Source organism: Marinobacterium litorale DSM 23545 (genome assembly GCF_000428985.1).
Taxonomy (GTDB): domain Bacteria; phylum Pseudomonadota; class Gammaproteobacteria; order Pseudomonadales; family Balneatricaceae; genus Marinobacterium_D; species Marinobacterium_D litorale.
The window spans coordinates 64,757-85,645 of sequence record NZ_AUAZ01000007.1; the positions used below are offsets into that span (position 1 = coordinate 64,757).

The following is a 20,889-nucleotide window of genomic DNA, read 5'->3' on the forward strand; positions in this document are numbered from 1 at the left end:
CATGGATACAGAGCAGAAGCCCTGTGGCTGGGCTATGCAGAGTGATCTGGAGCGCCAGTACCACGACAGTGAATGGGGTGTTCCCTGTATTGATGATCAGCGGCTGTTCGAGTTTCTGGTACTTGAATCGGCGCAGGCGGGGTTGAGCTGGCGCACTGTGCTGCAAAAGCGCGAAGCCTACAGGCACCACTATGCGCAATTCGATGCCAGTCGAGTGGCGGGCTTTGCCGGGAGTGATGTTCAGCGCATGCTCGCCGATCCGGGCTTGATTCGAAACCGCGCTAAAATTGAAGCGTCCATCGCTAACGCGCGGGTTTTTCTGGAGCTGCAATCCCGGCACGGCTCATTTGCCAACTACCTCTGGGCTTTCGTTGATGGAGAGCCGGTGGTGGGACACTGGACTGAGATGAGCCAGGTTCCCGCGCAGACCGATGTCTCCGTGCGTCTGTCCAAGGCGCTGAAGAAAGCCGGTATGCGGTTCTTTGGCCCGACTATCGCGTATGCATATATGCAGTCGATGGGGTTGGTGAACGATCACTTGCGCTCGTGCCCCTGTTTTGAGAAGTGCACCCACCTGGGCGCTAAGATGGCTGCCAGCCCTGTTGACGACTGATTCGCCAGTAGACCCAGCCCCCACTGATGCCACGTGCCGCAAAGAAGCTGACAAAGGCAAGCCATAAACCGTGGTTAGCCAGAGGCTGGCTGAACCACCAAACCGGCAAAAACACCGCGAACACCGAAAACAGCATCGTGTTCTGCATCGCCCTGACCTGCGTTGTACCGATAAAAACGCCGTCCAATAAAAAGCTCCAGATACCGATCAGCGGCAGCGCTACCAGCCAGGGCAGGTAGATCGCGGCCTGTTCGCGAACCGCCTCGATACCGGTCAGCAGGCTGATAATCCCGTTGCCCGCGATACCAAAAACCAGTGTGAGCAGCAGTGCACTGACCAATGACCAGATCCCGGCACCGGCAACGGTGCGATAAAAACGATCCAGCTTACCCTGCCCCAGCGTTCTGCCGCTCAGGGCCTCGGTGGCGTGCGCAAAACCATCCAGAGCATTGGATATCAGTATCAGGAAGTTCAGCAGCACGGCATTGGCCGATAGAATATCGGTGCCCTGTCGTGCGCCCTGAGCCGTGAAAAAGGCGAAGGTCAGCAGCAGCGTTACTGTGCGGATAAACAGATAGCGGTTAACCCGAATCATCGCGCTATAGGCCTGCAACCGCCTCAGTGGTTCCAGCAGCCACTCACCGGGCATTTGGGCCAACAGTCGGCGACAGAACCAGAGCCCCAGTAGCAGACTGAACCATTCAGCAATAACGCTGGCCAGTGCCACACCGTTTGCATGCATGCCAAAGCCGTAAACGAACAGGAGGTCCAGCAGCATATTAAGCAGATTGCTGGAGGTCAGCAGGATCAGTGGAACACGGGTATTTTCATTCCCCACAAACCAACCGATCAGTGCGTAACTGCAGAGCATGGCTGGCGCCCCAAAAGCCCGTATAGCGGCATATTCACGGGCTTCACCGAGAACGTTGGGGGCCGGGTCCATCAGCGTCAGGGCGATCTCCGTTATCGGTGTCCGCAGAACGATAATCAGGGTGCCGATAACCGTGGCCAGTATCAGTGACTGCGCGAGTAGCGAGCGCACGGCGGTGCCGTCATCCCGGCCCGATGCCTGGGCGACCAGGCCGGTTGTACCCATGCGCAGGAAACCAAAAGTCCAGTACAGGATCGAGAAAATCATGCTGGCCACTGCCACAGCGCCCAGGTAATGGGGGGAAGGCAGGTGCCCGATCACCGCCGTATCGACCAGGCCCAGCAACGGTACGGTGATATTGGACAGCATCATGGGCCATGCCAGCGACCAGATGCGCCGGTGCAGCTCAGGTTCCGGCCAGTAGCGCCAGCGTGTAACCGCTCTCATGCCCGCCGCAGACTTTGTGGCGCGGTGTAGAGGACCAGGAATTCAAGCAGAGCGGCTACCACGACAGATGGCCCTGCCGGCGTGTCCCAGAACCAGGAAGCAGAGAGACCGGCGATAACCGCGAGTGCGCCCAGCAGAGAAGCAAACAGCGCCATCTGTTCAGGCGTCCGAGCCAGTCGCCGTGCGGCGGCGGCGGGGATAATCAGCAGCGAGGTGATAAGCAGGATTCCGACCAGTTTCATTGCAACGGCGATCACGGTGGCGATCAATAACATGAGTGCCAGGCGGACTTTCAGTGTTTGTACACCCTCAACCCGCGCCAGTTCTTCGTTGATCGTAATGGCCAGTAGCTGGCCCCAGAGCCGCCAGACCAGGAACATCACCAGAACACCTCCGCCGTAGATCCAGAACAGGTCTTCAGGTGATATGGCCAGCAGATCGCCGAACAGATAACCCATCAGGTCGATGCGGACGTCATCCAGCACCGATACCGCAACCAACCCCAGAGAGAGTGAGCTGTGTGCCATGATCCCGAGCAGCGTATCGGTAGCGACCAGATGTTGGCGTTGCAGGCTGACCAGGATCACTGACAGCAGCACACAGCAGGCAACCACCGCCAGGTTCAGGTTGATATCGAATAGAAAACCGATAGCGATACCCAGCAGCGCGGAATGGGCCAGCGTATCGCCAAAATACGCCATTCGACGCCAGACGACGAAGGCGCCCAATGGGCCTGCAACGGCGGCGATACCGACACCACCCACCAGAGCCATTATCAGAAACTCAGCCATGGTAGATCAGTGTCCCTTGCAACTGGATGAATGTGAATGCTCACAAACCACATCGCCATGAATGGTATGGCGGTGGTCGTGGTGGTGATTATATAACGCCAGGGCATTGGCCTGGGCCGGGCCGAACAGTTCACGGAATGAGGGATCATTACTGACCGTTTCCGGATGTCCGGAGCAGCAGACATGGTGGTTCAGGCAAACCACATGATCCGTCGCAGCCATAACCAGGTGAAGGTCATGGGAGATCATCAGGACACCGAGCTTGCGCTCCCGGCGGATACGGGCAATCAGATTGTAGAGCTCGATCTGGCCGTTGATATCCACCCCCTGCACCGGTTCATCGAGCACCAGCAGGCGAGGTTCGCGCAGCAGTGCCCGCGCCAACAGAACTCGCTGCATCTCCCCGCCGGACAGGTCGTGTAAGGAGCTGGAGAGCAGGTGTCGTGCACCGACTGCGGCCAGGGAGTCGCTGATAACCCCTTTCTCGATCTTCTTCGGGATGCACATAAAACGGTGGACGGTAAGCGGCAAGGTGTTATCCACGTGCAGTTTTTGGGGCATATAGCCGATTCTCAGGTCTGGGGCGTGCCACAGATTCCCCTGGCTTGGCTTGAGCAGGCCCAGTACAACACGCACCAGTGTGGTTTTGCCCGCGCCGTTGGGGCCAATCAGGGTTGTGATGCAGTCGTCATGCAGATTCAGATTGATATTGTCCAACACCGGCTTGTCATCGAAAATGACGGAGACTTCGCTTAATCGGATCAGATCACGATTGGGCATCGGCGGCCCCCGCTTGGCAGTCCGGGCACAATCCGACCACCTCCACCATCTCCTGCTCGATCTCGAAGCCCAGGTCTGCGGCGCTTTCCTGCAGAGCGTGGTGCACGTTCCCGGTATTGAGCTCAACGGCCCGTTGGCAGCTACGGCAGATAAGAAAACCACTGCGGTGAGGGCTCTCTGGATGGGGGCAGCCCACATACGCGTTCAGCGAGGCGATACGATGGACGAATCCCTGTTCCTGCAGGAACTCCAGGGCTCGGTAAACCGTGGGAGGTGCGGAGTTGAAGCCGGCATCAGCCAGCGCAGGTAATAGCTCATAAGCACCCATGGGTTGATGGTTTTGCCACACCAGCTTCAACACCAGCTCACGAATAGCGGTCAGCCGTTGGGCGCGCTGATTGCAAAGAACACGCGCCGTATTCAGCGCCTGTTCTATACAGTGTTGGTGGTTGTGGTCGGATTCGAATCCCGGGTCTTCAATCTGCATATTGACTCGCCGATCAGTTTGTATTGTTATAGTATAACATGATGATTTACTTAGGTGAGGTAGCCGTGAAATTTCGGTTTGAAAGAATATATCAGCGGGCAGGCGTTCGCGCATTTTCTGTCGCCACCGTGCTTGGTGTCTGCTCTATTGGCAGTGCTGCGGCAGATGTGGTCTCAAGTATCAAGCCCGTTGGTATGCTGGCGCAAGCGATGGCCACCGGCGTTACCGATGCCCGCGTCTTGTTGCCCGATGGCGCTTCTCCGCATCATTATGCGCTGAAACCATCCGATATGAGACACCTGACCGAAGCGGATCTGGTGTTCTGGGTGGGTCCGGAGCTGGAACGGTTTCTGGTAAAACCGCTGGCTCGTATTGAGGGCCGCGCGGTGAACCTGATGGGTGAAGAGATGATCGAGCCGGGTCATCACGACGAGGAGCATGATCATGATGAAGACGATCATCACGATGAGCACGATCATCATGGCGATGCTCATGATCATGACGGTCAGGATGTGCACCCCTGGCTGGATCCGGGTAAGGCGGTAGCCATGGCTCAGCGTATGCATGCGGCGCTCGTCGATCAGTATCCGCAGCAGCGGGAGCAACTGGATGCCAATCTTGAGCAGTTGAAAACGGAAATTGCTCAGGCTGAAGTGGAGATCGAAGCGCTTCTGCAGCCCGTTCATCAGCGGGGATTCTTCGTGTTTCACGATGCCTATTCGGGCTTTGTCGAGCATTTCGGATTGAATCAGTTGGGGTATTTCACCATCGACCCATCCCGTAAGCCCGGTGCCCGCCACCTGGCCGAGATTCGCGATGAACTTGAAAGTCAGCGTGCTGCCTGTGTGATGACCGAGCCTCAGTTCAGCAGTGATATTGTCCAGACGCTGACCGAAGGTTTGGCGGTCAAGCAGGCGGAAGTTGATCCACTGGGGGCCGGTACGGAGATGTCAGCGCACGCCTATGCTGAATACCTTCGCGACCTGGGTCGCCGTTTTGCGGATTGTCTGACGCCCTGAGGCATAGAAAAAGATTTTCGTGGGGGGCTTCACAACAAAAACACGGCTCTATATAATGCGCCCCACTTTCGACGCAGATGTGGTGGAATTGGTAGACACGCTAGCTTCAGGTGCTAGTGCCTTCACGGGCGTGGGAGTTCGAGTCTCCCCATCTGCACCACTCTAATCTTGTTAGAGTGGTGCCAGAGAAAGTATTGAAAGAGCGGCTAACGCGACGCCGCGGCAACTTGCCAAAATCGCAATTACCGACGCAGATGTGGTGGAATTGGTAGACACGCTAGCTTCAGGTGCTAGTGCCTTCACGGGCGTGGGAGTTCGAGTCTCCCCATCTGCACCACCGGTAACCCCGGTGTCCCACCCAGATTAAAATCTCCTTTTTTATCCGTATTCATGGCACCCTGTCAGTCGCTGTTTCATGCTGTGCGCGGGTAATAAAAAACCCGGCCGAAGCCGGGTAAAAGTATGTAGCCCGAGTGGAAACGTTTAGCCTGTCACCAGCAGATAGAGCTGCATCAGGGCTGGGAAAATAGCCACAAGCAGACCTGCCAGGACCATCAGGCTGGAAGGCAGCATTCCAAGGGTTTCATAGCGGTCGTCGTCGTGTGCGTTAGCCATAATGACTCTCCTGTGCGGATTCAGATTGACGTTCCTGACATTCATATCGCAACAAGAGTGCCAACTTTATTACGCTCGCTAATGAAGGTTAATGCCTTGAATTAAAATGGTATTTTCAGTCGATTTGGAACTGGGGTTGGTATTTGCGTCATAGGTGGCATGACGATTCAGGCAGGGCTGTCTTTTCTGGCAGTTTGCTCCGGGTCGGTTTGGCCTGAGTCCCGGTAGAGTACGGAGCGGTTGCGACCGGCTGATTTGGCCCTATAAAGCGCTTGGTCAGCCTGTTCGATAAGCGCGTGGCTGTTCAACGGAGCGCCGGGCGCACTGTAGCTGATACCGATGCTGACAGTGACGACCTGATGGGGAGAAGCCGGATGTACGCGGGAAAGCGCGGCGACCTGCTGACAGATCCCATCTGCAAGATGCTGTGCCTGAGTGGCGTCCAGGTTCGGCGCAACAATGACGAACTCCTCGCCGCCGTAGCGAGCCGCCAGATCCCCTGCCCTGCGTGCGCTGTCTTTAAGTACCGAGGCGATAGCCGCCAAGCATTGGTCGCCTTTCTGGTGCCCATGCTGATCGTTATAGCCTTTGAAGTGATCCACATCGATCAGCAGCAGGGAGAGTGGCTGGTTTGAGCGCTGAGCCCGGGCCGTTTCGGCATCGATCAGCATGTCAAAGCTGCGCCGGTTGGCAAGCCCGGTCAGTTTGTCTTTGGTGGAGAGCTGATAGAGCTTGCGATTGGCGCTTTCCAGTTCCCGCGTGCGCTGGTTTAAGCAACGGATGCTGTATTTCAGGCGGCTGTTGAGGTTGGCAATATAGATTGCCACCAGAATGACGACGGTAATCACTAGGATGCCCGCCGCGAGTGCCTGGTAGAGCCATTTGGGTACGGGATGATCGGGCTCGAATAGAAAACCTTCCAGCCTGTAGTCGGCAGCCAGGAGCCCGGCGGCGACGAATTTGTCCGCTATATGTCGCCAGCGCTGGGGGTTCATATAGCCTGGTTCGACAATATCACTGTTGAGCAGGTTCAGGGTAACCGTTGCCTCCAGCGCCAGCCAGTTAGGATCTCGGCTCGGTTGGTAGGCCCTGTGGATAAGATTGACCAATTCATCCTGGTGGGTTTGGGCGTAGAGCCATCCGTCTATAAGCGCCCGGCGCATGGCGTCCACTGTTTGCGGTTCGGTTTCCGCCAGCGTTTTTGAGGTGAACAGTGTATCCCCGTAAAAGTTGATACCGATCTCCCGCGGGCTGAATAATCGATAGGGTACCTGGTGTTCTACCGCATCGAACGGTTCGCTGGACAGGTACGCCGACGTCGCATCAATGCCGCTTGGGTCATCCTGTTTCAGGTCGGTGATGTCGCCCGTGTGATCGACCAGCTCAACCTGATCCAGATCGACACCGGCAAGGCGCAGATAGGCGGTAAGCTCTTCCGAGTGCGCCTCCTTCATCAGGGTATGGCCCTCCAGATCCCGAACGGTCATCAGGGCCGGGTCACGGCGAGCGATAATAACAAAAGGTGACTGTTGAAAGATGGCGGCGACCGCGACGAGAGGGAGGCCATTGTTATAATCGATGATCAATGAGGAGTTGCCGACTCCAAACTCCGCGCGGCCCTGTGCCACTTCGAGCGACGGGTTAATGGTTGGGCTGCCTTCGATCAGCTCAACGGCCAGCCCTTCCCGTCTGAAGTAGCCTTGCTCAATGGCGGCATAAAACCCGGCAAACTGAAACTGATGTAGCCACTTCAGCTGCACGCGAACGGGTGTGAGATTATCGGGGTATACCCTGGCCCGTTCGGTATCCGCCAGTGCGTTGCTCAGTGTGTTCAGTAGCAGAATGACTGAAACAATGAAGGGGGAGAGGTTTCTCAACTCCGTAGCCTGTGCTGTTGGTGCCCATTTAGCGTAACCCGACCGGACTGAAAAATATACGGATCACTTTGAAGTGGGTTTCAAACTCCCGGTCACTGAGCTCGTCCAGCCAGTACAAACGTTCCATGCCTCTAAATGCGCCAAGAATCGAATGGTTGAATGACTTGCTGCCGTTACTGCTGATGATGGTTGCATCTTCTACCCGGCCATCCCGGGTCAGGCGTAACTCCGCTGTTGCTTTCATGTCGGAGTCAGCGTCTTCCGGAATATCCCAGGCCGCGATGACGGCCGCTTGAATTCGGCTCAGCACGTCGTTCTGCCGCTTTGTAGGTTGGCCCTGCGCCACCTGCTGGAGTGACTCTATCAACTCGCCCCAGGCTTGCGCTTCACCCCGCGCCTTGGCGGCTTCCTCGGCATGTTCCTGCGCGATGGCCAGGGCGTCCTGTCGTGCCTGCTCGGCTTGTTCGGCACGGGCCAACGCCTCCTGCTGACGCTCCCGCGCAAGCTCAATGTCGGGCTCTACGGCACTTACCGATGAATACGTAAATACGAGCGCCAGTGACAATGCTGACATCCAGGTTCGAACCATCTGAGTCTCCCCAAGCTCCCTATCTAAACCTGTTACTAGCTTGCCCCATTCTGTCTCTGATCGAAAGCACTGGAAGACTGAACATGTGCAGTGCGGACTCACTGCTTTATAGTGCCTCCATCGTTTGGTGAGGAAGGCGGGATGACAAAAACAGTATTGGTAACAGGATGCTCCAGCGGTATTGGCCGCCACTGCGCGATGCGCTTGAAGGCGTGCGGGTATCGAGTGTTCGCGACGGCCCGCCGAAATGAAGATCTGGACGACCTGAAGGCCCAGGGTCTGGAAACGGTATTCTTGGATTTGAATAGCAGCAGCTCGATTAAAAACGCTGTGGAGGAGGTCCTTTCATCCACCGGGGGCACGCTGGATATCCTGTTCAATAACGCAGCCTACGGACAGCCTGGCGCGGTGGAGGACCTCTCGCGTGATGTGATGCGCCAGCAACTTGAAACCAATGTGCTGGGATGGCTGGAACTGACCAACCTGATTATTCCTGCCATGCGCCGTCAGGGACAGGGCCGAATTGTCATGAACTCCTCGGTGCTGGGACTGGTGGCATTGAAGTATCGCGGCGCCTATAACTGCTCCAAATTCGCACTGGAGGGACTCAGTGATACGCTGCGGTTGGAGCTGGCCGGCAGTGGAATTCATGTCAGCCTGATCGAGCCGGGCCCGATTGAAAGTGCCTTCCGTAAGAACGCATTCGCGGCGTTCAAGGCGAATATCGATGTCGAGCACAGTGTGCATCGGGCAACGTATGAGGCGGTGGAAGCGCGTCTGGCACGCGAAGCGCCGGGAAAAGAGCCTGCCTTTACGCTACCGCCGGAAGCGGTTCTCAAGCCGCTGCTGCACGCAATCGAAAGCCGGCGCCCCAGGCCTCGTTACTATGTGACTTGGCCCACCCACTTCATGGGCATTGCGCGTCGTCTTCTACCAATACGGCTGCTTGATCATCTTTTGCGTTGGGCGTCGGATTAGCGGGAGATGCCGACGGTGGATTTATGGGTTGTTCGGAAGGACAGACACAAAAAAGGCCTGCATCTAGTGCAAGCCTTCTAAGTAGTGGTGCCCGGAGGCGGAATCGAACCACCGACACGGGGATTTTCAATTTTGATGAAAAATGTCTAACTAGCATAATTCAACTACTTACGTGGTGCTTGCTGCCCTCATGCGCCTCTTATGCTAGGGTGATATCTGTTGTACATGCTGAAACAGACACAGTTGTGGCACACTTAGTAAGAAGGCTCTTGTCGAAGTCAGGGAGTTGACGATGGATGAAGTTGAGAGAAAGCTTGGTTTAATATCCGAGTCGTTATCGCCGGAAAGGCCTATTCGTTCCACGGAGTACTTGCTCGGACGCATCGAGTCATTCGAGCAGATATGTCGAGAGCTTAATCATTTCCACGGAATACCTTTTGTCTATGGCTACCGAGGAGTTGGTAAAACTTCTCTGTCAACCACCGCGGCTCAGATTGTAACCCCCTCAGACAGAGAGTATGTTTATGTGGCATGTGCCCCTGGCTCGCGGATGCTCGATATTTTTAGGGAGATAGGTGAAAAGCTGATTGAGTTAGCGATTAAGCTTGGGGTTGGTTATACGACCGATGCAAGGTACTCGGTGAAAATATCTCTTAGTCCCGAGCTTGCTGCATCATTTGAAAGTAAAAGTCCAAAGCTACCTCGTTTTGAAAATTCTAATGCAGCAGTGCGTGTTTTAAAAAGCTTGGATGAAATAATCCCAGTGGCAAGTAAAACGGTAATTGTTCTAGACGAACTTGAAGAGCTTGACGATGGGGATAGGACAGACCTGGCTTACCTAATAAAGCAGATAGGAGATCAAAACTTTAATCTAAAATTTGTCTTAGTTGGAATAGCTGAGAATGTGCATGAACTTATTGGGGCACACGAATCAGTACCGAGATATATTAAAGAAGTGTACTTGGAACCTCTTCGTCCTGAATTTTTAATGGAAATCGTTAAAAATGCCGCGGATATGATTCAGGTCGATATTCATCAACAAATACTTTATAGAATAGCAATCATAGGGAATGGCTATCCTCATTTTGCTCACCTTATCGGAAAAGCTATTCTAGTTGAGGCTGCGCTTGAAGGTAGCAATATCGTTGATGACAATATTTACCAGAAGGGTATAACGACCGCGGTAGCTGATAGCTTCCAAGAACTTAGGGTATCTTACGAAGCTGCGACTCAGCGAGGTGCAGATCACTATAAATACTTGGTATGGGCGCTTGCTCATAGCGATGTGGTTGACGTGCGAATTGACGATTGGATCGATTTATATAAAGAACTAGCTAAAATGTACAACTTCCACGTCGAGGATGATTCAAAGCTAAAGACCGCGATAAATAATCTAAAGAATGTAAGTTGTGGTGAAATAATTGAAAATACACCAGCAAGATATGGTGGAGTTGAAAAACGATACCGCTATAAGAGATTTTCAAGTACGTTAATGAGAGGACATGTACGTCTCCAAGCTGAAAAGGAAGGATATAAGTTAGGGCGCGAAACTGGACTTTAGAAAGAGCTACTTGGTTATGGGAAAGGAGTTCGGCTCCCTTTCTAGAGAGCAAGTCAGGCAGATATATGCCAGTCTATATGAACTAAATCAGCAGGTACTTGAACTTGGCCAAGCTGTTGCGGAAGCTGAGAACTTACCCGATCTTGTCACTCCTTGGGCTGATTGGTACGAACTGCCGTTCTCCGAACACATAGCCCGTTTCCTTTTGATCATGGGGTTAGGAGAGTATCTTTTAGCTGCCGCATCGACTGATGATCCGAAGCAAGCCTTCCTCGACACTTTTACACCTGATCTCGCAGACCAAGTAGATACTGATAGTCTTGATGAAGAAGACAAGCAGGTAATCACCGGTTTGGTAATGTCGATTGGTGGGCAATGCCAAGCGTTGCAGCAGTTTAGTCAGCCTATGTCGATGTTGGTCGATAAAGTGAGACAGGGCGATATGGATTCCCTGTTCCGGGCTGTATGGGTTGATCGGTCGGCGGTAGCCTGTCCCACCATTGCAAAAGAAATCTCACTGGCCCAGATGCGCGGTGATGAGTCATTCTTAAATCGATTAGCTAAGGCGCTGACACGGACAAAACCCGCTCGACCTGATCCGAAGTACAATGATTTGCGCTATATGCTTGAGGTCGTTCTGGAGGGCAGTGAGCCAGGGCAGCTTACGACAACAAAACTAGAAGACCTCTTAGCGCATGACCTGGAGCTCTATGCTACCGATGGGGACTACTCCCTACGCGCGTTCCGCAAGTTCATTCAGAAACGACACAAGTTGGTGGGAACCTGAAACCGCCTTTTGAGGTTCACCCCCTCTCCTCTCTCTGATCTGATTATCGAGACCGTGTTCAACAGCCTAAGAGGGCATCAACATGGTCAAGCCAACAGATAAACAACCTGTTCAAGATGCATCGCGCCGCGCGACCGAAGGAGCGCCCGATCGGTGGAGGGCGGACGCCGGCCGCGCGAGCGGCGGCAAGCCCGAGTCTGCCGTTAGCAGTGCGCCCCCTAGTAACACAGCACTCGCAAATTACCACGGAGCCAAAATCCTGCGAGCTGGGATAGACAGCCTGTACGTCTCGTATACCGGTGATCTTCGTTCGGAGCTCGAACCTATCCTCGAAAGCCGGAAACAGGCGGGCCAGTCAGAGGACGCAGAGACTCAGAAAGAAGCTACCGTACTCCTCACTGATCAACCCTTTGCGGTGTCGAGCAAAGGCAAGGGGCGTTTCCCTTATGTACTCACCCACAACTGGTACCACGTCCAGGTGTCGAGCACCCGTGCTACCCGGTTACCACTGGCCTATGTCCAGATTCGTAGTGAGGTGCTTACGTTGGCACCCCTGGCCGATATCCTCGGCTCTCTGAATTTGGCTGCGGAGGTGCTGGGAGGCAAGGTAGTTCAGCCCAAGGTCAGCCGAGTCGATCTGTGTGTGGATTTCGTGACGGACTACGACCTGGAAGCCCTACCCCGAGATCACTGGATAACCCGCGCGGTGGGCTATGCGCGCTATTACGACCGTAGTCGGTTTTCCGGTCTGGTGTTTGGTCAAGGCGGCCCGATCTCCTGCCGTCTCTATGATAAAACCCTCGAAATTCAGAAGTCCCAAAAGACCTACCTCTATGAGCTTTGGAAAGCTCAGGGCTGGGATGGTAGCTCGCCGGTCTGGCGTTTGGAGTTCCAGCTCAAAAGTCAGGTGCTTCGGGAAGTGCTGATCAAATCAGTTCCAACCCTGATTGAGCGGCTGAATGCACTTTGGGGGTATTGCACCACAGCCTGGCTAAAGCTCTGTGAGCCAGACGGTGGTGCAAACCAGAGCCGTTGGCCATTGGCTCCTTTGTGGGATGATCTGAGTCGTGCTCAGTTCAACGAAGTTCCCGCCATCCAGCTTAGGCGCATTCGCAAGGATATGTCCCCGAGTGATCAAAGCCTGTTCGTGAATGGCCTGGGGGCACTTACCTCGTTCATGGCCAGAGAAGGGATCGGGTCGATTCAAGAGGCCTTGCCACTCTATCTGGAAGCCGCTACGGACTATCACCGGCGCAATAGCCGTCTGACGGGTAAAGCGCTTGCTGGTTATGTTCGGGAGAAGGTGGAGCAGAAGCGGACTCGCTTCAATACCCGAACCGTGCCCGAGTTTGATAAGAAATCACGGGGACTCAAATGAATGGATACGCTCGATCTAAAAGCGGCTGCCGCTTTCCTGCATATGGCTCCCGGTACCTTGGGCTACCTAGCACGAACCGGACGGATCAAGGCGGCCAAACCGGGAAAACGCTGGGTGTTTCTAAAAACCGATCTTGTCGCTTACCTCGACCGGCTCTATGCTGGTTCTGGGCAAGCGCCGCGAAGTGGTTGTGAAGAGGAGACTTCACAATGGCACTGTTTAAACGCGGAACCACGTGGTGGGTTAGCTTTACCACGCCCGGCGGGGAAAGAGTACGCCGCTCTGCTGGGACTTCGGACAAAACGCTAGCACTGCAGTACCACGATCAATTAAAGCATGAAGCTTGGCGTATACACATGCTGGGGGAGAAACCCCGGCGCACCTGGCAGGAAGCTGTGGTGCGGTGGCTTGCCGATACGAAAGAAAAAGCGGACCACTCGAAAGATATAGGCAAATTGAAGTGGTTGGACGAACACTTGGGCGATAAGCACCTGGATCAGATCGACCGTGATCTGATCGACAGGATCGGACGCCTTAAGCGGGATGAATCCAGCCCTTCAACGGCTAATCGCTATCTGGCCCTAATTCGCGCCATTCTCAGGATGGCTCGGGATGAATGGGACTGGATAGACCGGGTGCCGCGCTTTCGGCTGTATCGAGAGCCACAAAAACGTGTGCGTTGGCTCAAGCCCAAGGAAGCGGAACGGTTACTGGCGGAACTGCCCCCTCACCTTAAGGCGATGGCGGCTTTTTCTCTGGCAACCGGACTTCGGCAACGGAATGTCAGTTACCTGCGGTGGGATCAGGTAGACCTGGAACGGGGGATGGCGTGGATTCATGCGGATCAGTCCAAATCCCGGAAGGCGTTTGCGGTACCGCTGAATGAGGATGCCTGTGGCGTCCTCATCGGTCAGCAAGGGCAGCATCCAGAGTATTGCTTTACCTACCAGGGGGAGCCGGTGGAGCGGACTTCTACCAAAGCTTGGGCACGTGCACTGGAACGGGCGGGTATTACCGATTTTCGCTGGCATGATCTCAGACATACCTGGGCATCATGGCATGTGCAGAACGGAACCAGTCTGTATGAGCTGATGGAGTTGGGTGGTTGGTCGTCGTTCGACATGGTGCTGCGGTACGCGCATATGGCGGGAGAGCACCTAAAAGCGGCGGCGGGACACGTTGTGTGGCGCGACAAATATTTTACGTAGCTGCGTCACTTAGTTTGGTTTGTAAGTCCTGAGCTCCCGCCCGCCCAGAAGACCCGAGCACTTTAGCCCTCCCTAACCAAATAAGCGGTTTTCATCAAACTCAGGAACCAAGTCGCCAACGATCTCTGGCTGGAGGGCCAGCATTAAGTTTCTTACCACTCGCTGAGCTTGGTCACGTGAAAGGTGGACCGTTATTCCATCAGTCTCATCGAAAGCGTTCTCAACCCTGAGGCCTATCCAGCTGCCATCTTCATCCTTAAATGGGAACGTTATCAGGCGGTGTTCGCTACCGCCTGTAGAGATCTCTTGGCGCGGGGCAGCAACGGCTAATGTTTGAGACATATATAGTACCTCTATGAGTTCTAAGAAATATGCTTTTATTAACTTCCAGATTTCTAACGCCCTGTGAGCTACACTTGGAACCGCATGGCTTGAGCATTGGCCCGTTGTGCTCATACCACGAATCGTTCCGGACGTAGGGGCTAGGGCGAGCCATGCACCTCACCGGGTCACTTGCCCGATGTCCTCCAGTATGTCCAAGAATTTTGAGTGCTCGTTCTCTTCGAATATCCCGGTCGCCATCTTCCCACCGGATACGACCTCTACCCGTACAGTGTTAACGCTAGGCGCTTGTACCTGCTGCCCTGGTTGCTGCTGAGGCGCTTGTTGGCTGTTCACCAGGTTGGATGCCTGGGTTACGATGCCCACAAGATCAGCTTCCAGACCTGCGAAGGTATTGCGCATCGCCAGCAGGCGCTTGGCTGCGTCTACATCCCCGGCAGCGATATCACGCTGGTATTGGGCGAGCTGGTCATATTTGGCCTGCACCTTGTCGGCTTCTTCGATTGCCGACTGCTGCATCATCTCCCACCATCGGTTGTAACCGGCGAGGCCTTGGAACCCGCCCTGCGGCACATTACCCTGGGCGATCTTTTCCAGGAGGATCTCGGCGGCGTCATCGCGGCCCTGGGCGCGTAGGCGACTGGCTACTGTTGAGGAGGTTGAGCGCTGCGAGCGTTTGCCGGATTTTTCATCGTCACCACTATCATCGTCTTCATCTTCGTCACCACTGCCGCCGTCTGCCTTACCCTTCATTTTCTCCGCTTCATCGCCAGCAGTCTTGAAACCATCCGCCAGTCTGCCGACTTCTTTCACCAGCTCCCTTATTTCCTTTAGAAGATCGGTCATGGAGCCCTTACCGGCCTTTCCGGCATCCTCCATGGATTTAGCAAGATCGTCGGTCCCACTGGCGGCATCTTTGGCCTCATCCCCCGCATCCTTGGCGGATTTCGCGAGATCCTTGGCTTTCTCATCAACTCTATCGAGCGCCTGATACATCGTTTTTCCAGCTAGGCCGCCTTCTTCACCTAACTGCTCAACCTTTTCACGGAGATATTCAAGATCCTTATCAGTGGTGGTATCAGCGATCGCTTTATTTAGCGCCTTGGTGATCACCTCGCTGCTGTACTCCCCGGACTCAGCCAGGGTGACCATCGCGTCAGTACTTGTTTTACTGGATTCAGTGATCTGGTTAGTGAGCTGCTCATAGCTCAGACCAAGAGCCTCAAAGGCCTTCTGCTCGGCCTCATTTCGAGCTTTACGGTCATCAGCCAGCTGCTGCTCAAATTCCTGAATCCCGGCGAGCTGAGCGGCCTTTTCATTAGTCTGTTCAGTCTGCTGCTGATGCCCTTCGACGCTTTGCTGTAGCCCCTGTGAACGCAGGTCATTCACGTCTGTGATGATCTGGTGAAGCTGTTTTTCAGCGGCCTTGTACCGCTCTAACTCGGCGCGGGCCTCGATCATTTGAGCATAGCGGTTGCGGCCTTGCTCAATCTCAGCCTGCTCCTCATCAACGCGGGCCTGCCAATATTTCTGCGCATTCTGAAGCCGCTGTTCGTAGGCCTCGTGGCCTTCGCGACTGATCCGGCCAAGCTCTTCTTCGGTCTTAACCTGGGCGTTCATCGCATCCAGGTATTTATGCTGTTCGTCGATTGCGTCGAGTGAGCGCTGTTGCATCTCACCGATTGCGTCTTCCGCCGCCTTTTCGGACTCTCGCCAGCGGTCTGCCACCTCTTTGACTGCGACCGACAGCAGCCCTATACCCGTTAGCAGGCGACCGCCCTTGAGTAGATAACCACCAAGGCGTTTCAGCCCGCCACCTGCTGACTTTAGCCAGCCCCAACCGCCGGATACGCGAGCTTGAGCAGCTGCCAATCCATCGGTGGCCGCTGCCAGCCCGGTGGTGGCTGTTGCCGCTGACTTCAGCTTTGGAATCAGCTTGCCCACACTGCCAATAAAAGCGCCAATCTTGACCGCCACGATCGCACCGGCGAGGTAGGCAAGCTGGGTACTCCACTCAATAGTCCACTTGACCACGCCTTTGATGTTATCGGCGAGAGTGATCAGGCTATCGGAGATCTCCTTCGCCCAGCGCTTGAGAGAGCCATCCGCCGCCATCTGCTTGACGGTATCCAGTAGCTCCTGAAGCTGCTGCTTCATGTAATCCAGGAACCCCGCCTCATTAATATCGTTGACGAAGTTCAACCACATGTCTTTGAGATTGCTGACGAGGCCCGTCCAGGTTTTCATCGCTTCGGACGCGGCACCTTCGGACGATTTACCCATCTCTTGAATCAGGAGCGCGATCTCTCGACGCCCCAACTCACCAGCAGATGACATTTCCTGGAGTTCTGTTGTGGTCCTACCAGTAGCTTTTGCCAGCAGATCCCAGACAGGTACGCCTCGCTCGATCAGCTGAAGCGCTTCTTCGCCCTGAAGCTTCTGCTTGGTCCATGCCTGGCCAACGGCGAGGATCACGCCTTCCATTTTCTCTTGGCTGAAGCCGAGCTTGGAGGTCTGGTCGATGATGGCCTGAAAGCTGCCATCCATCGGGTCGATACCGAAGGCTTTCAGGCGGATGAAGCCCTGAGTGACGCCTTCGATATCAGCCGGGGTGGTCTTGGCAAAATCTTTGATCCACGCAGTTGCCTTCTCACCCTCTTCGATGGAGCCCATCAGGGTGTTGATTTGGACCTGCATGTCCTCGAAGCGGGAGCCGGTGTTGATCAGCCCCATGAGGGCATTCTTCAGCGCATTGATGCCAAGGTAGGTACCTGCCAACGCAATGACCTTGGTGGTCAGTCCACCGATACCGCGACCGGCCCGATCGGCGGCTGAAGGAATCTCGGTGAGGTCACCCTTGAAGTTCTTGGTATCAGTGCTGGCTTTCTTCGCGCCCTGGCTGAAACGCTGCCAAAACTTGGTCCCGCGAGTGTCACCATATAGGCGGGAAGATGACTTGCTGGCTTGATCGACGCTATCGCTAAACTCGCGGGTCTTTTGGCCTGTTTTATCCAGGCTTTCGGATAGGTTGTCCGCCTCGGTACCGGCGTCTTTCACCTCGCCACGGAAGCGTTTGACGACGCCACCAGCCATGTCCTTGGCTTTGATCAGGAGGTTTAGCGCGAGATTACGATCAGCCATGGCGGGTGTATGTCCTGTTCAGATGGGGATTAGCTAGAGCGAAGGATATCTTCGGCCAGAAGGGTGAGCTTGGTGGCGGTAAACGCCTCTTTATCAATACCGGTCAACTGGATAACCTTTACCTCCTCGGGTGTCAGTGCCGTTAGCTGCGCCCATGAGGTTCCCCGTGACCGGCAGAACGCTTCCCGTTTGTTCAGGTAGGTGCTGGTGTTCACATAGGCTCTTCCCAAAGCCTTGCGTTCGGCTGAGGACAGGGCCGCTGCTCCGAGTGATGAAGTAGCATATATTGATACGGACTTCTCAGTAGGTGCTTTCAGGGAAGCAACCGCCGTTAGACCATCCAAACCAGGCTTGTTGACCAACGCCGCACTATGGAGTGAAACGGGTACTCCAGTTTTTTTGTCATACGGGAATACCGCCGAGAGGTAACGATACTCACCGTTTTGGATATAGCCCTTGGCGCGCGGCGTCCAAGTAGGTTTGATCCAAAGGCCAGACCCTTCGCGCCATTCGATCTCTTTGAACCATCCAGCAGCTGGCGCTGGCTTACCGTTTTCCTCGCTCAAAAGTGTTTGGTGCTCATAATCCACGACCAGATCGTTGACTCTCGCTTGAACATCTTGAATGAGCTTTTCAGCGCCCTCACGATTGAGAAACCACATCCCACCTGGCACATCGTATGGACGGCCATCCACTGCTCTAAAATGGCCAGATGGGAGCAGTTGCTGCCAGCCATTTTGTGTTGCAGCTCCATTTAGCGAGAGAACAGACAGGCCCGCACCCTGGTGTGCAGAGTTACTCCGCAAAAAGGCCATGACTTCAGGGCTAAGTGGCATTAGAACACTCCTCTTTCCGATGGCTGCTAAGCCAGGATTCAGGCCTGGCCAAAAATCATGGCAACGAGGCGATCATTTCAGTCAGCAGCTGATCTTTCAGCTGTTTAACGCGGCCCCCTTCCATGCTGCCGTATTTATCAGCAATGGGCCGGTTATAGGGCATTTCACTGAACACGTAACCCTCTGCCGCAGCCTTGGCAGCCATGAGCTGCTCTAACACGTCAAACTGAGCCGCCGGAATATCGAACTGACCAAACAACTCCTCATACTTGAGCTTGAACATGTCTTTGTAAGCGGCTGTCACCCCGGCCATTTTGACATTCCTGTTAGCGCCCCAACCCCGAAGCTTCGCATCCAAGTTGTCTTTCAACTGGATGCAGTCCTGGAGTCCCTGTTCTGCCTCTGTAAGAGCTTGACGCGCAGCCTGCACATCCACCGTTGTCGTGGCTTGCCTTAATGCCAGCGCGGCTTGACTCTTTGTGTTTTCGGCAGTTGTAATCGCTTGCTCAGCCTGAGGAAGTAACACTTGGCTGATGTTGGTATTTTCCGCTTCATCGGTATCGAAAGCGGTTTTCAAATCGACATAATTCTGGATCGCTTCTGTCAGTGTCACGGTTCGTTACCTCAGGTGTAATAGATGACTTCTTCGGCCAGAACGGCCATCTTATTTTTACGGTAGGTTTCCGGGTCTATGCCCGTATTTCTGATGACATCGCGGTCAACGTTATTCAGTCCTTTCAGGGCGGCGACGCTCGTATTATTGTTGACCGCATACTGATTTCGCTTTCTGCGGTACTGATCTTCAGCTACGCCCTTAAGAGCGGCTACATTTAGTTCCTCTGGGGTGATTGGTTCATTCATTTGTGGTGCTCCTGGTTCGTTAAAAAGGGGCGCTCGGGGCGCTCTGGGTTTAGGCGCTCGAAGGCGCTCAGCTGGGTAGTTAAAGTGGTTTCATCTCTCGGTCTCGGGCCTCCTTTTGTTTCTTCCTTTCTTCATGAACGACCCGATATACATGCTGCAATGAAATCCCAAACTGGCGTGCTGTTTTTCTGGGTCTACCGCCAGCGCAGTGCCTCATTATTTCGAGATTTCTGACGCGCTGATCGATCTTTACACCACTGGATATATATACCGCGCCACTTTCCTTTCTGATTGCCCACAAACCTCGAAAAAGCGCGGATGTTATGTTCCAGCGCTCTTTTTCCGGCAAACTTTCAGAAGAGAGCTGCTGATCGAGAAATTCATATAGTTCTGCAATTTCTGTTTGGTATTGCTTTAGATCCGCGTCTTCTGCGCTATTGCTGTATTGACCATTAATCACTTTCTTCAAGGTGGCTTTCGGCATACCGGAAAGATGGGCAACCTCATTCGCTTCTTCGGGGTTCTTCTGCCATAAATCGAAAATTCGCTTTTCTTTTAGGAAATCAAAAGACCTTGCCGTACAGCCAACGAAAAGATAACCAGCACCGAAGTTTTTGCACACCATATACAAAAGAGGACGTATGAACTTGAGTAGTGCAGGCCTGGCTGCCAGCTCATGCTCCATAATGGCGATGACATCCCGGAAGCCGAGGATCCAGACGTCCTCCTCTTTCATGACGGCTTCGTAGTCCCCAACCATCAAATCCTGCAATCTGCTCATAACGTTCTATCCATCCCCCCGATCACCTAACGCAAGTTAAACTTTTTACGCGGCTGGATCGGTACTAACACAGGTTGTACATTTGAAAGACGGAGTTCATGGAGGGATAGACATGAAGCCATGCGCGCTATGTTTGGCACGGAAGCCGTTGAGGAAATCGCACGTCATTCCTAACGCGATATTCAAGAGGATCTTCAAGCAGTCATCCGGGAAGGCAATCAGCATCGCTGACGATACATCGACCCCGGTCAGCTATTCCCAGGACAGCTACTGGGAACACCTGCTCTGTGCTGACTGCGAACACCTGCTGAACATCCAATATGAAGGTTACGCCCTGGATGTGATCAGGGAGCGCCGGGGTAAAGCCGAGAAGCACGATACAGCCACATCGCTGAGCCAGATCGATACGACCCGCCTCCAGCTATTTATTTTGTCTGTCTACTGGCGAGCAGCTGTTTCAACCCACGAAGCATTTGCCAAGGTCTATATCCCCGATCCGTGGCGGGAAGAAATCAGAAAGGCCATTCTCAACAAGACGCCCACCCATCCGCAAATAGCTTCAATAAAGCTATACCGGCTCATCGATCCAACTGAGAATGGCGGATTCAGCGACCAGAACCTGAAGGACGTGATCATTACACCGTTTTCCAGGAAGCTGGATAAGCAATTCTCTTTTCACTTCATCCTGGAAGGCTTCTTCATTGAGATCCACACCCCAGGGCTGCGATATAAAGGCAGGCAAGAACGGGGTGTTTTGTTGAAAGGGCGCAAAGCGCTTCTCATCCCGCACCTGTCTATTTTCGATATCCCTGAAGTCCTGGATGCGATGGTCAGCGGGTACGGCAAACACCTGGAAGGAAACCATCGGCTCAAGGAATAAGCACAAAAAAAGCGGCATCACTGAAGAGCGAGCCGCTTCACTGCCTG

The 20,889-nt window shown here is 54.2% G+C and carries 22 protein-coding genes and 2 tRNA genes; 11 read left to right on the plus strand and 13 right to left on the minus strand.

The genetic code is table 11. The features are described from left to right. Window position 1 precedes the first annotated feature (1 nt). Window positions 2–613 carry a DNA-3-methyladenine glycosylase I gene (locus tag G403_RS22610; RefSeq protein ID WP_036233024.1) on the plus strand — a complete coding sequence of 204 codons (612 nt, stop codon included), beginning with the start codon at window positions 2–4 and terminating at the stop codon, window positions 611–613. Here G403_RS22610 and G403_RS0107770 read toward each other — a convergent pair. From G403_RS0107770 to G403_RS0107785, 4 genes are read right to left on the minus strand one after another with little or no spacing between them, the layout of a single operon-like run. Continuing rightward, window positions 582–1,931 (minus strand): MATE family efflux transporter, encoded by a 1,350-nt coding sequence (locus G403_RS0107770; protein ID WP_036233029.1) that lies wholly within the window; start codon window positions 1,929–1,931, stop codon window positions 582–584. The two genes, G403_RS22610 and G403_RS0107770, sit on opposite strands and share 32 nt — an antisense overlap. Continuing rightward, on the minus strand, window positions 1,928–2,722 hold the full coding sequence (gene znuB / locus G403_RS0107775; RefSeq protein WP_027853491.1) for a zinc ABC transporter permease subunit ZnuB: 795 nt from the start codon (window positions 2,720–2,722) through the stop codon (window positions 1,928–1,930). The genes G403_RS0107770 and znuB overlap by 4 nt, the downstream gene beginning before the upstream one ends. Window positions 2,723–2,728: 6 nt before the next feature. After that, on the minus strand, window positions 2,729–3,502 hold the full coding sequence (znuC, locus tag G403_RS0107780) for a zinc ABC transporter ATP-binding protein ZnuC (protein WP_027853492.1): 774 nt from the start codon (window positions 3,500–3,502) through the stop codon (window positions 2,729–2,731). Then, window positions 3,489–3,989: a Fur family transcriptional regulator gene (locus G403_RS0107785; RefSeq protein WP_027853493.1), complete on the minus strand. Its 501-nt coding sequence runs from the start codon at window positions 3,987–3,989 to the stop codon at window positions 3,489–3,491. Before G403_RS0107785 ends, znuC begins: the two co-directional genes overlap by 14 nt. Before the next feature lie 65 nt (window positions 3,990–4,054). Between G403_RS0107785 and znuA the strand changes: the two genes are divergently transcribed. The 3 genes from znuA to G403_RS0107800 all read left to right on the plus strand — a co-directional run bounded on the left by znuA (window position 4,055) and on the right by G403_RS0107800 (window position 5,345). Next, on the plus strand, window positions 4,055–5,008 hold the full coding sequence (gene znuA / locus G403_RS0107790) for a zinc ABC transporter substrate-binding protein ZnuA (RefSeq protein ID WP_169719891.1): 954 nt from the start codon (window positions 4,055–4,057) through the stop codon (window positions 5,006–5,008). A gap of 73 nt (window positions 5,009–5,081) precedes the next feature. Further along, window positions 5,082–5,168 (plus strand) — tRNA-Leu (locus G403_RS0107795). A 90-nt stretch (window positions 5,169–5,258) separates the two neighbouring features. Continuing rightward, a tRNA-Leu gene (locus G403_RS0107800) sits at window positions 5,259–5,345 on the plus strand. 146 nt (window positions 5,346–5,491) lie between these two features. Here the strand turns inward: G403_RS0107800 and G403_RS25770 are convergent. From G403_RS25770 to G403_RS0107815, 3 genes are all read right to left on the minus strand, one after another. Further along, window positions 5,492–5,623 (minus strand): hypothetical protein, encoded by a 132-nt coding sequence (locus G403_RS25770; RefSeq protein WP_281171142.1) that lies wholly within the window; start codon window positions 5,621–5,623, stop codon window positions 5,492–5,494. Window positions 5,624–5,790: 167 nt separating this feature from the next. Continuing rightward, window positions 5,791–7,500 carry a GGDEF domain-containing protein gene (locus tag G403_RS0107810; RefSeq protein ID WP_027853495.1) on the minus strand — a complete coding sequence of 570 codons (1,710 nt, stop codon included), beginning with the start codon at window positions 7,498–7,500 and terminating at the stop codon, window positions 5,791–5,793. A 28-nt stretch (window positions 7,501–7,528) separates the two neighbouring features. Beyond that, window positions 7,529–8,089 (minus strand): TonB C-terminal domain-containing protein, encoded by a 561-nt coding sequence (locus G403_RS0107815; RefSeq protein WP_027853496.1) that lies wholly within the window; start codon window positions 8,087–8,089, stop codon window positions 7,529–7,531. A 141-nt stretch (window positions 8,090–8,230) separates the two neighbouring features. Between G403_RS0107815 and G403_RS0107820 the strand changes: the two genes are divergently transcribed. The 6 genes from G403_RS0107820 to G403_RS22620 all read left to right on the plus strand — a co-directional run bounded on the left by G403_RS0107820 (window position 8,231) and on the right by G403_RS22620 (window position 14,001). After that, window positions 8,231–9,067, plus strand: a complete 837-nt coding sequence (locus G403_RS0107820) for an SDR family oxidoreductase (protein ID WP_027853497.1) — start codon at window positions 8,231–8,233, stop codon at window positions 9,065–9,067. 292 nt (window positions 9,068–9,359) lie between these two features. Further along, the gene (locus G403_RS0107825; protein ID WP_027853498.1) at window positions 9,360–10,628 is read left to right on the plus strand and encodes an ATP-binding protein; all 1,269 of its coding nucleotides are present in this window, start codon (window positions 9,360–9,362) and stop codon (window positions 10,626–10,628) included. A gap of 16 nt (window positions 10,629–10,644) precedes the next feature. Continuing rightward, entirely contained in the window at window positions 10,645–11,415 is a 771-nt protein-coding gene (locus G403_RS0107830) for a hypothetical protein (protein WP_027853499.1), read from the plus strand. Between the two features lie 478 nt (window positions 11,416–11,893). Then, window positions 11,894–12,793, plus strand: coding sequence for a hypothetical protein (locus G403_RS22615; RefSeq protein ID WP_156899660.1), 900 nt, complete (start codon window positions 11,894–11,896; stop codon window positions 12,791–12,793). Next, window positions 12,794–13,102: a helix-turn-helix domain-containing protein gene (locus G403_RS25850; protein WP_084403982.1), complete on the plus strand. Its 309-nt coding sequence runs from the start codon at window positions 12,794–12,796 to the stop codon at window positions 13,100–13,102. It abuts the gene before it with no gap. After that, a complete protein-coding gene (locus tag G403_RS22620) occupies window positions 13,003–14,001 on the plus strand; it encodes a tyrosine-type recombinase/integrase (protein WP_036233031.1) in 999 nt (332 codons plus the stop codon). Before G403_RS25850 ends, G403_RS22620 begins: the two co-directional genes overlap by 100 nt. A gap of 72 nt (window positions 14,002–14,073) precedes the next feature. Here G403_RS22620 and G403_RS0107850 read toward each other — a convergent pair whose 3' ends face one another. The 6 genes from G403_RS0107850 to G403_RS0107875 form a co-directional block, all read right to left on the minus strand. Then, the gene (locus G403_RS0107850; RefSeq protein ID WP_027853500.1) at window positions 14,074–14,457 is read right to left on the minus strand and encodes a hypothetical protein; all 384 of its coding nucleotides are present in this window, start codon (window positions 14,455–14,457) and stop codon (window positions 14,074–14,076) included. A 45-nt stretch (window positions 14,458–14,502) separates the two neighbouring features. Then, the gene (locus G403_RS0107855) at window positions 14,503–17,484 is read right to left on the minus strand and encodes a tape measure protein (protein ID WP_027853501.1); all 2,982 of its coding nucleotides are present in this window, start codon (window positions 17,482–17,484) and stop codon (window positions 14,503–14,505) included. Between the two features lie 29 nt (window positions 17,485–17,513). Further along, window positions 17,514–18,320, minus strand: coding sequence for a phage protease (locus G403_RS24430; RefSeq protein WP_051298708.1), 807 nt, complete (start codon window positions 18,318–18,320; stop codon window positions 17,514–17,516). Between the two features lie 55 nt (window positions 18,321–18,375). Further along, complete coding sequence (locus G403_RS0107865; protein WP_027853502.1) at window positions 18,376–18,933, minus strand: hypothetical protein; 558 nt, start codon at window positions 18,931–18,933, stop codon at window positions 18,376–18,378. 11 nt (window positions 18,934–18,944) lie between these two features. Beyond that, on the minus strand, window positions 18,945–19,181 hold the full coding sequence (locus tag G403_RS0107870; RefSeq protein ID WP_027853503.1) for a hypothetical protein: 237 nt from the start codon (window positions 19,179–19,181) through the stop codon (window positions 18,945–18,947). Window positions 19,182–19,260: 79 nt separating this feature from the next. After that, window positions 19,261–19,962 (minus strand): Mor transcription activator family protein, encoded by a 702-nt coding sequence (locus G403_RS0107875; protein WP_027853504.1) that lies wholly within the window; start codon window positions 19,960–19,962, stop codon window positions 19,261–19,263. Between the two features lie 112 nt (window positions 19,963–20,074). On the opposite strand from G403_RS0107875, the gene G403_RS0107880 reads away from it, so the two are divergent. Beyond that, entirely contained in the window at window positions 20,075–20,842 is a 768-nt protein-coding gene (locus tag G403_RS0107880) for a hypothetical protein (protein WP_051298711.1), read from the plus strand. Window positions 20,843–20,889 lie beyond the last annotated feature (47 nt).

Bases quoted from the DNA above. Each gene is read 5' to 3' on its own strand.
- G403_RS22610 (WP_036233024.1), top strand. From the start codon at position 2: ATGGATACAGAGCAGAAGCCCTGTGGCTGGGCTATGCAGAGTGATCTG.
- G403_RS0107770 (WP_036233029.1), bottom strand. From the start codon at position 1,931: ATGAGAGCGGTTACACGCTGGCGCTACTGGCCGGAACCTGAGCTGCAC.
- znuB (WP_027853491.1), bottom strand. From the start codon at position 2,722: ATGGCTGAGTTTCTGATAATGGCTCTGGTGGGTGGTGTCGGTATCGCC.
- znuC (WP_027853492.1), bottom strand. From the start codon at position 3,502: ATGCCCAATCGTGATCTGATCCGATTAAGCGAAGTCTCCGTCATTTTC.
- G403_RS0107785 (WP_027853493.1), bottom strand. From the start codon at position 3,989: ATGCAGATTGAAGACCCGGGATTCGAATCCGACCACAACCACCAACAC.
- G403_RS25770 (WP_281171142.1), bottom strand. From the start codon at position 5,623: ATGGCTAACGCACACGACGACGACCGCTATGAAACCCTTGGAATGCTG.
- G403_RS0107815 (WP_027853496.1), bottom strand. From the start codon at position 8,089: ATGGTTCGAACCTGGATGTCAGCATTGTCACTGGCGCTCGTATTTACG.
- G403_RS0107820 (WP_027853497.1), top strand. From the start codon at position 8,231: ATGACAAAAACAGTATTGGTAACAGGATGCTCCAGCGGTATTGGCCGC.
- G403_RS0107825 (WP_027853498.1), top strand. From the start codon at position 9,360: ATGGATGAAGTTGAGAGAAAGCTTGGTTTAATATCCGAGTCGTTATCG.
- G403_RS0107830 (WP_027853499.1), top strand. From the start codon at position 10,645: ATGGGAAAGGAGTTCGGCTCCCTTTCTAGAGAGCAAGTCAGGCAGATA.
- G403_RS25850 (WP_084403982.1), top strand. From the start codon at position 12,794: ATGGATACGCTCGATCTAAAAGCGGCTGCCGCTTTCCTGCATATGGCT.
- G403_RS22620 (WP_036233031.1), top strand. From the start codon at position 13,003: ATGGCACTGTTTAAACGCGGAACCACGTGGTGGGTTAGCTTTACCACG.
- G403_RS0107850 (WP_027853500.1), bottom strand. From the start codon at position 14,457: ATGAGCACAACGGGCCAATGCTCAAGCCATGCGGTTCCAAGTGTAGCT.
- G403_RS0107855 (WP_027853501.1), bottom strand. From the start codon at position 17,484: ATGGCTGATCGTAATCTCGCGCTAAACCTCCTGATCAAAGCCAAGGAC.
- G403_RS24430 (WP_051298708.1), bottom strand. From the start codon at position 18,320: ATGCCACTTAGCCCTGAAGTCATGGCCTTTTTGCGGAGTAACTCTGCA.
- G403_RS0107870 (WP_027853503.1), bottom strand. From the start codon at position 19,181: ATGAATGAACCAATCACCCCAGAGGAACTAAATGTAGCCGCTCTTAAG.
- G403_RS0107875 (WP_027853504.1), bottom strand. From the start codon at position 19,962: ATGAGCAGATTGCAGGATTTGATGGTTGGGGACTACGAAGCCGTCATG.
- G403_RS0107880 (WP_051298711.1), top strand. From the start codon at position 20,075: ATGAAGCCATGCGCGCTATGTTTGGCACGGAAGCCGTTGAGGAAATCG.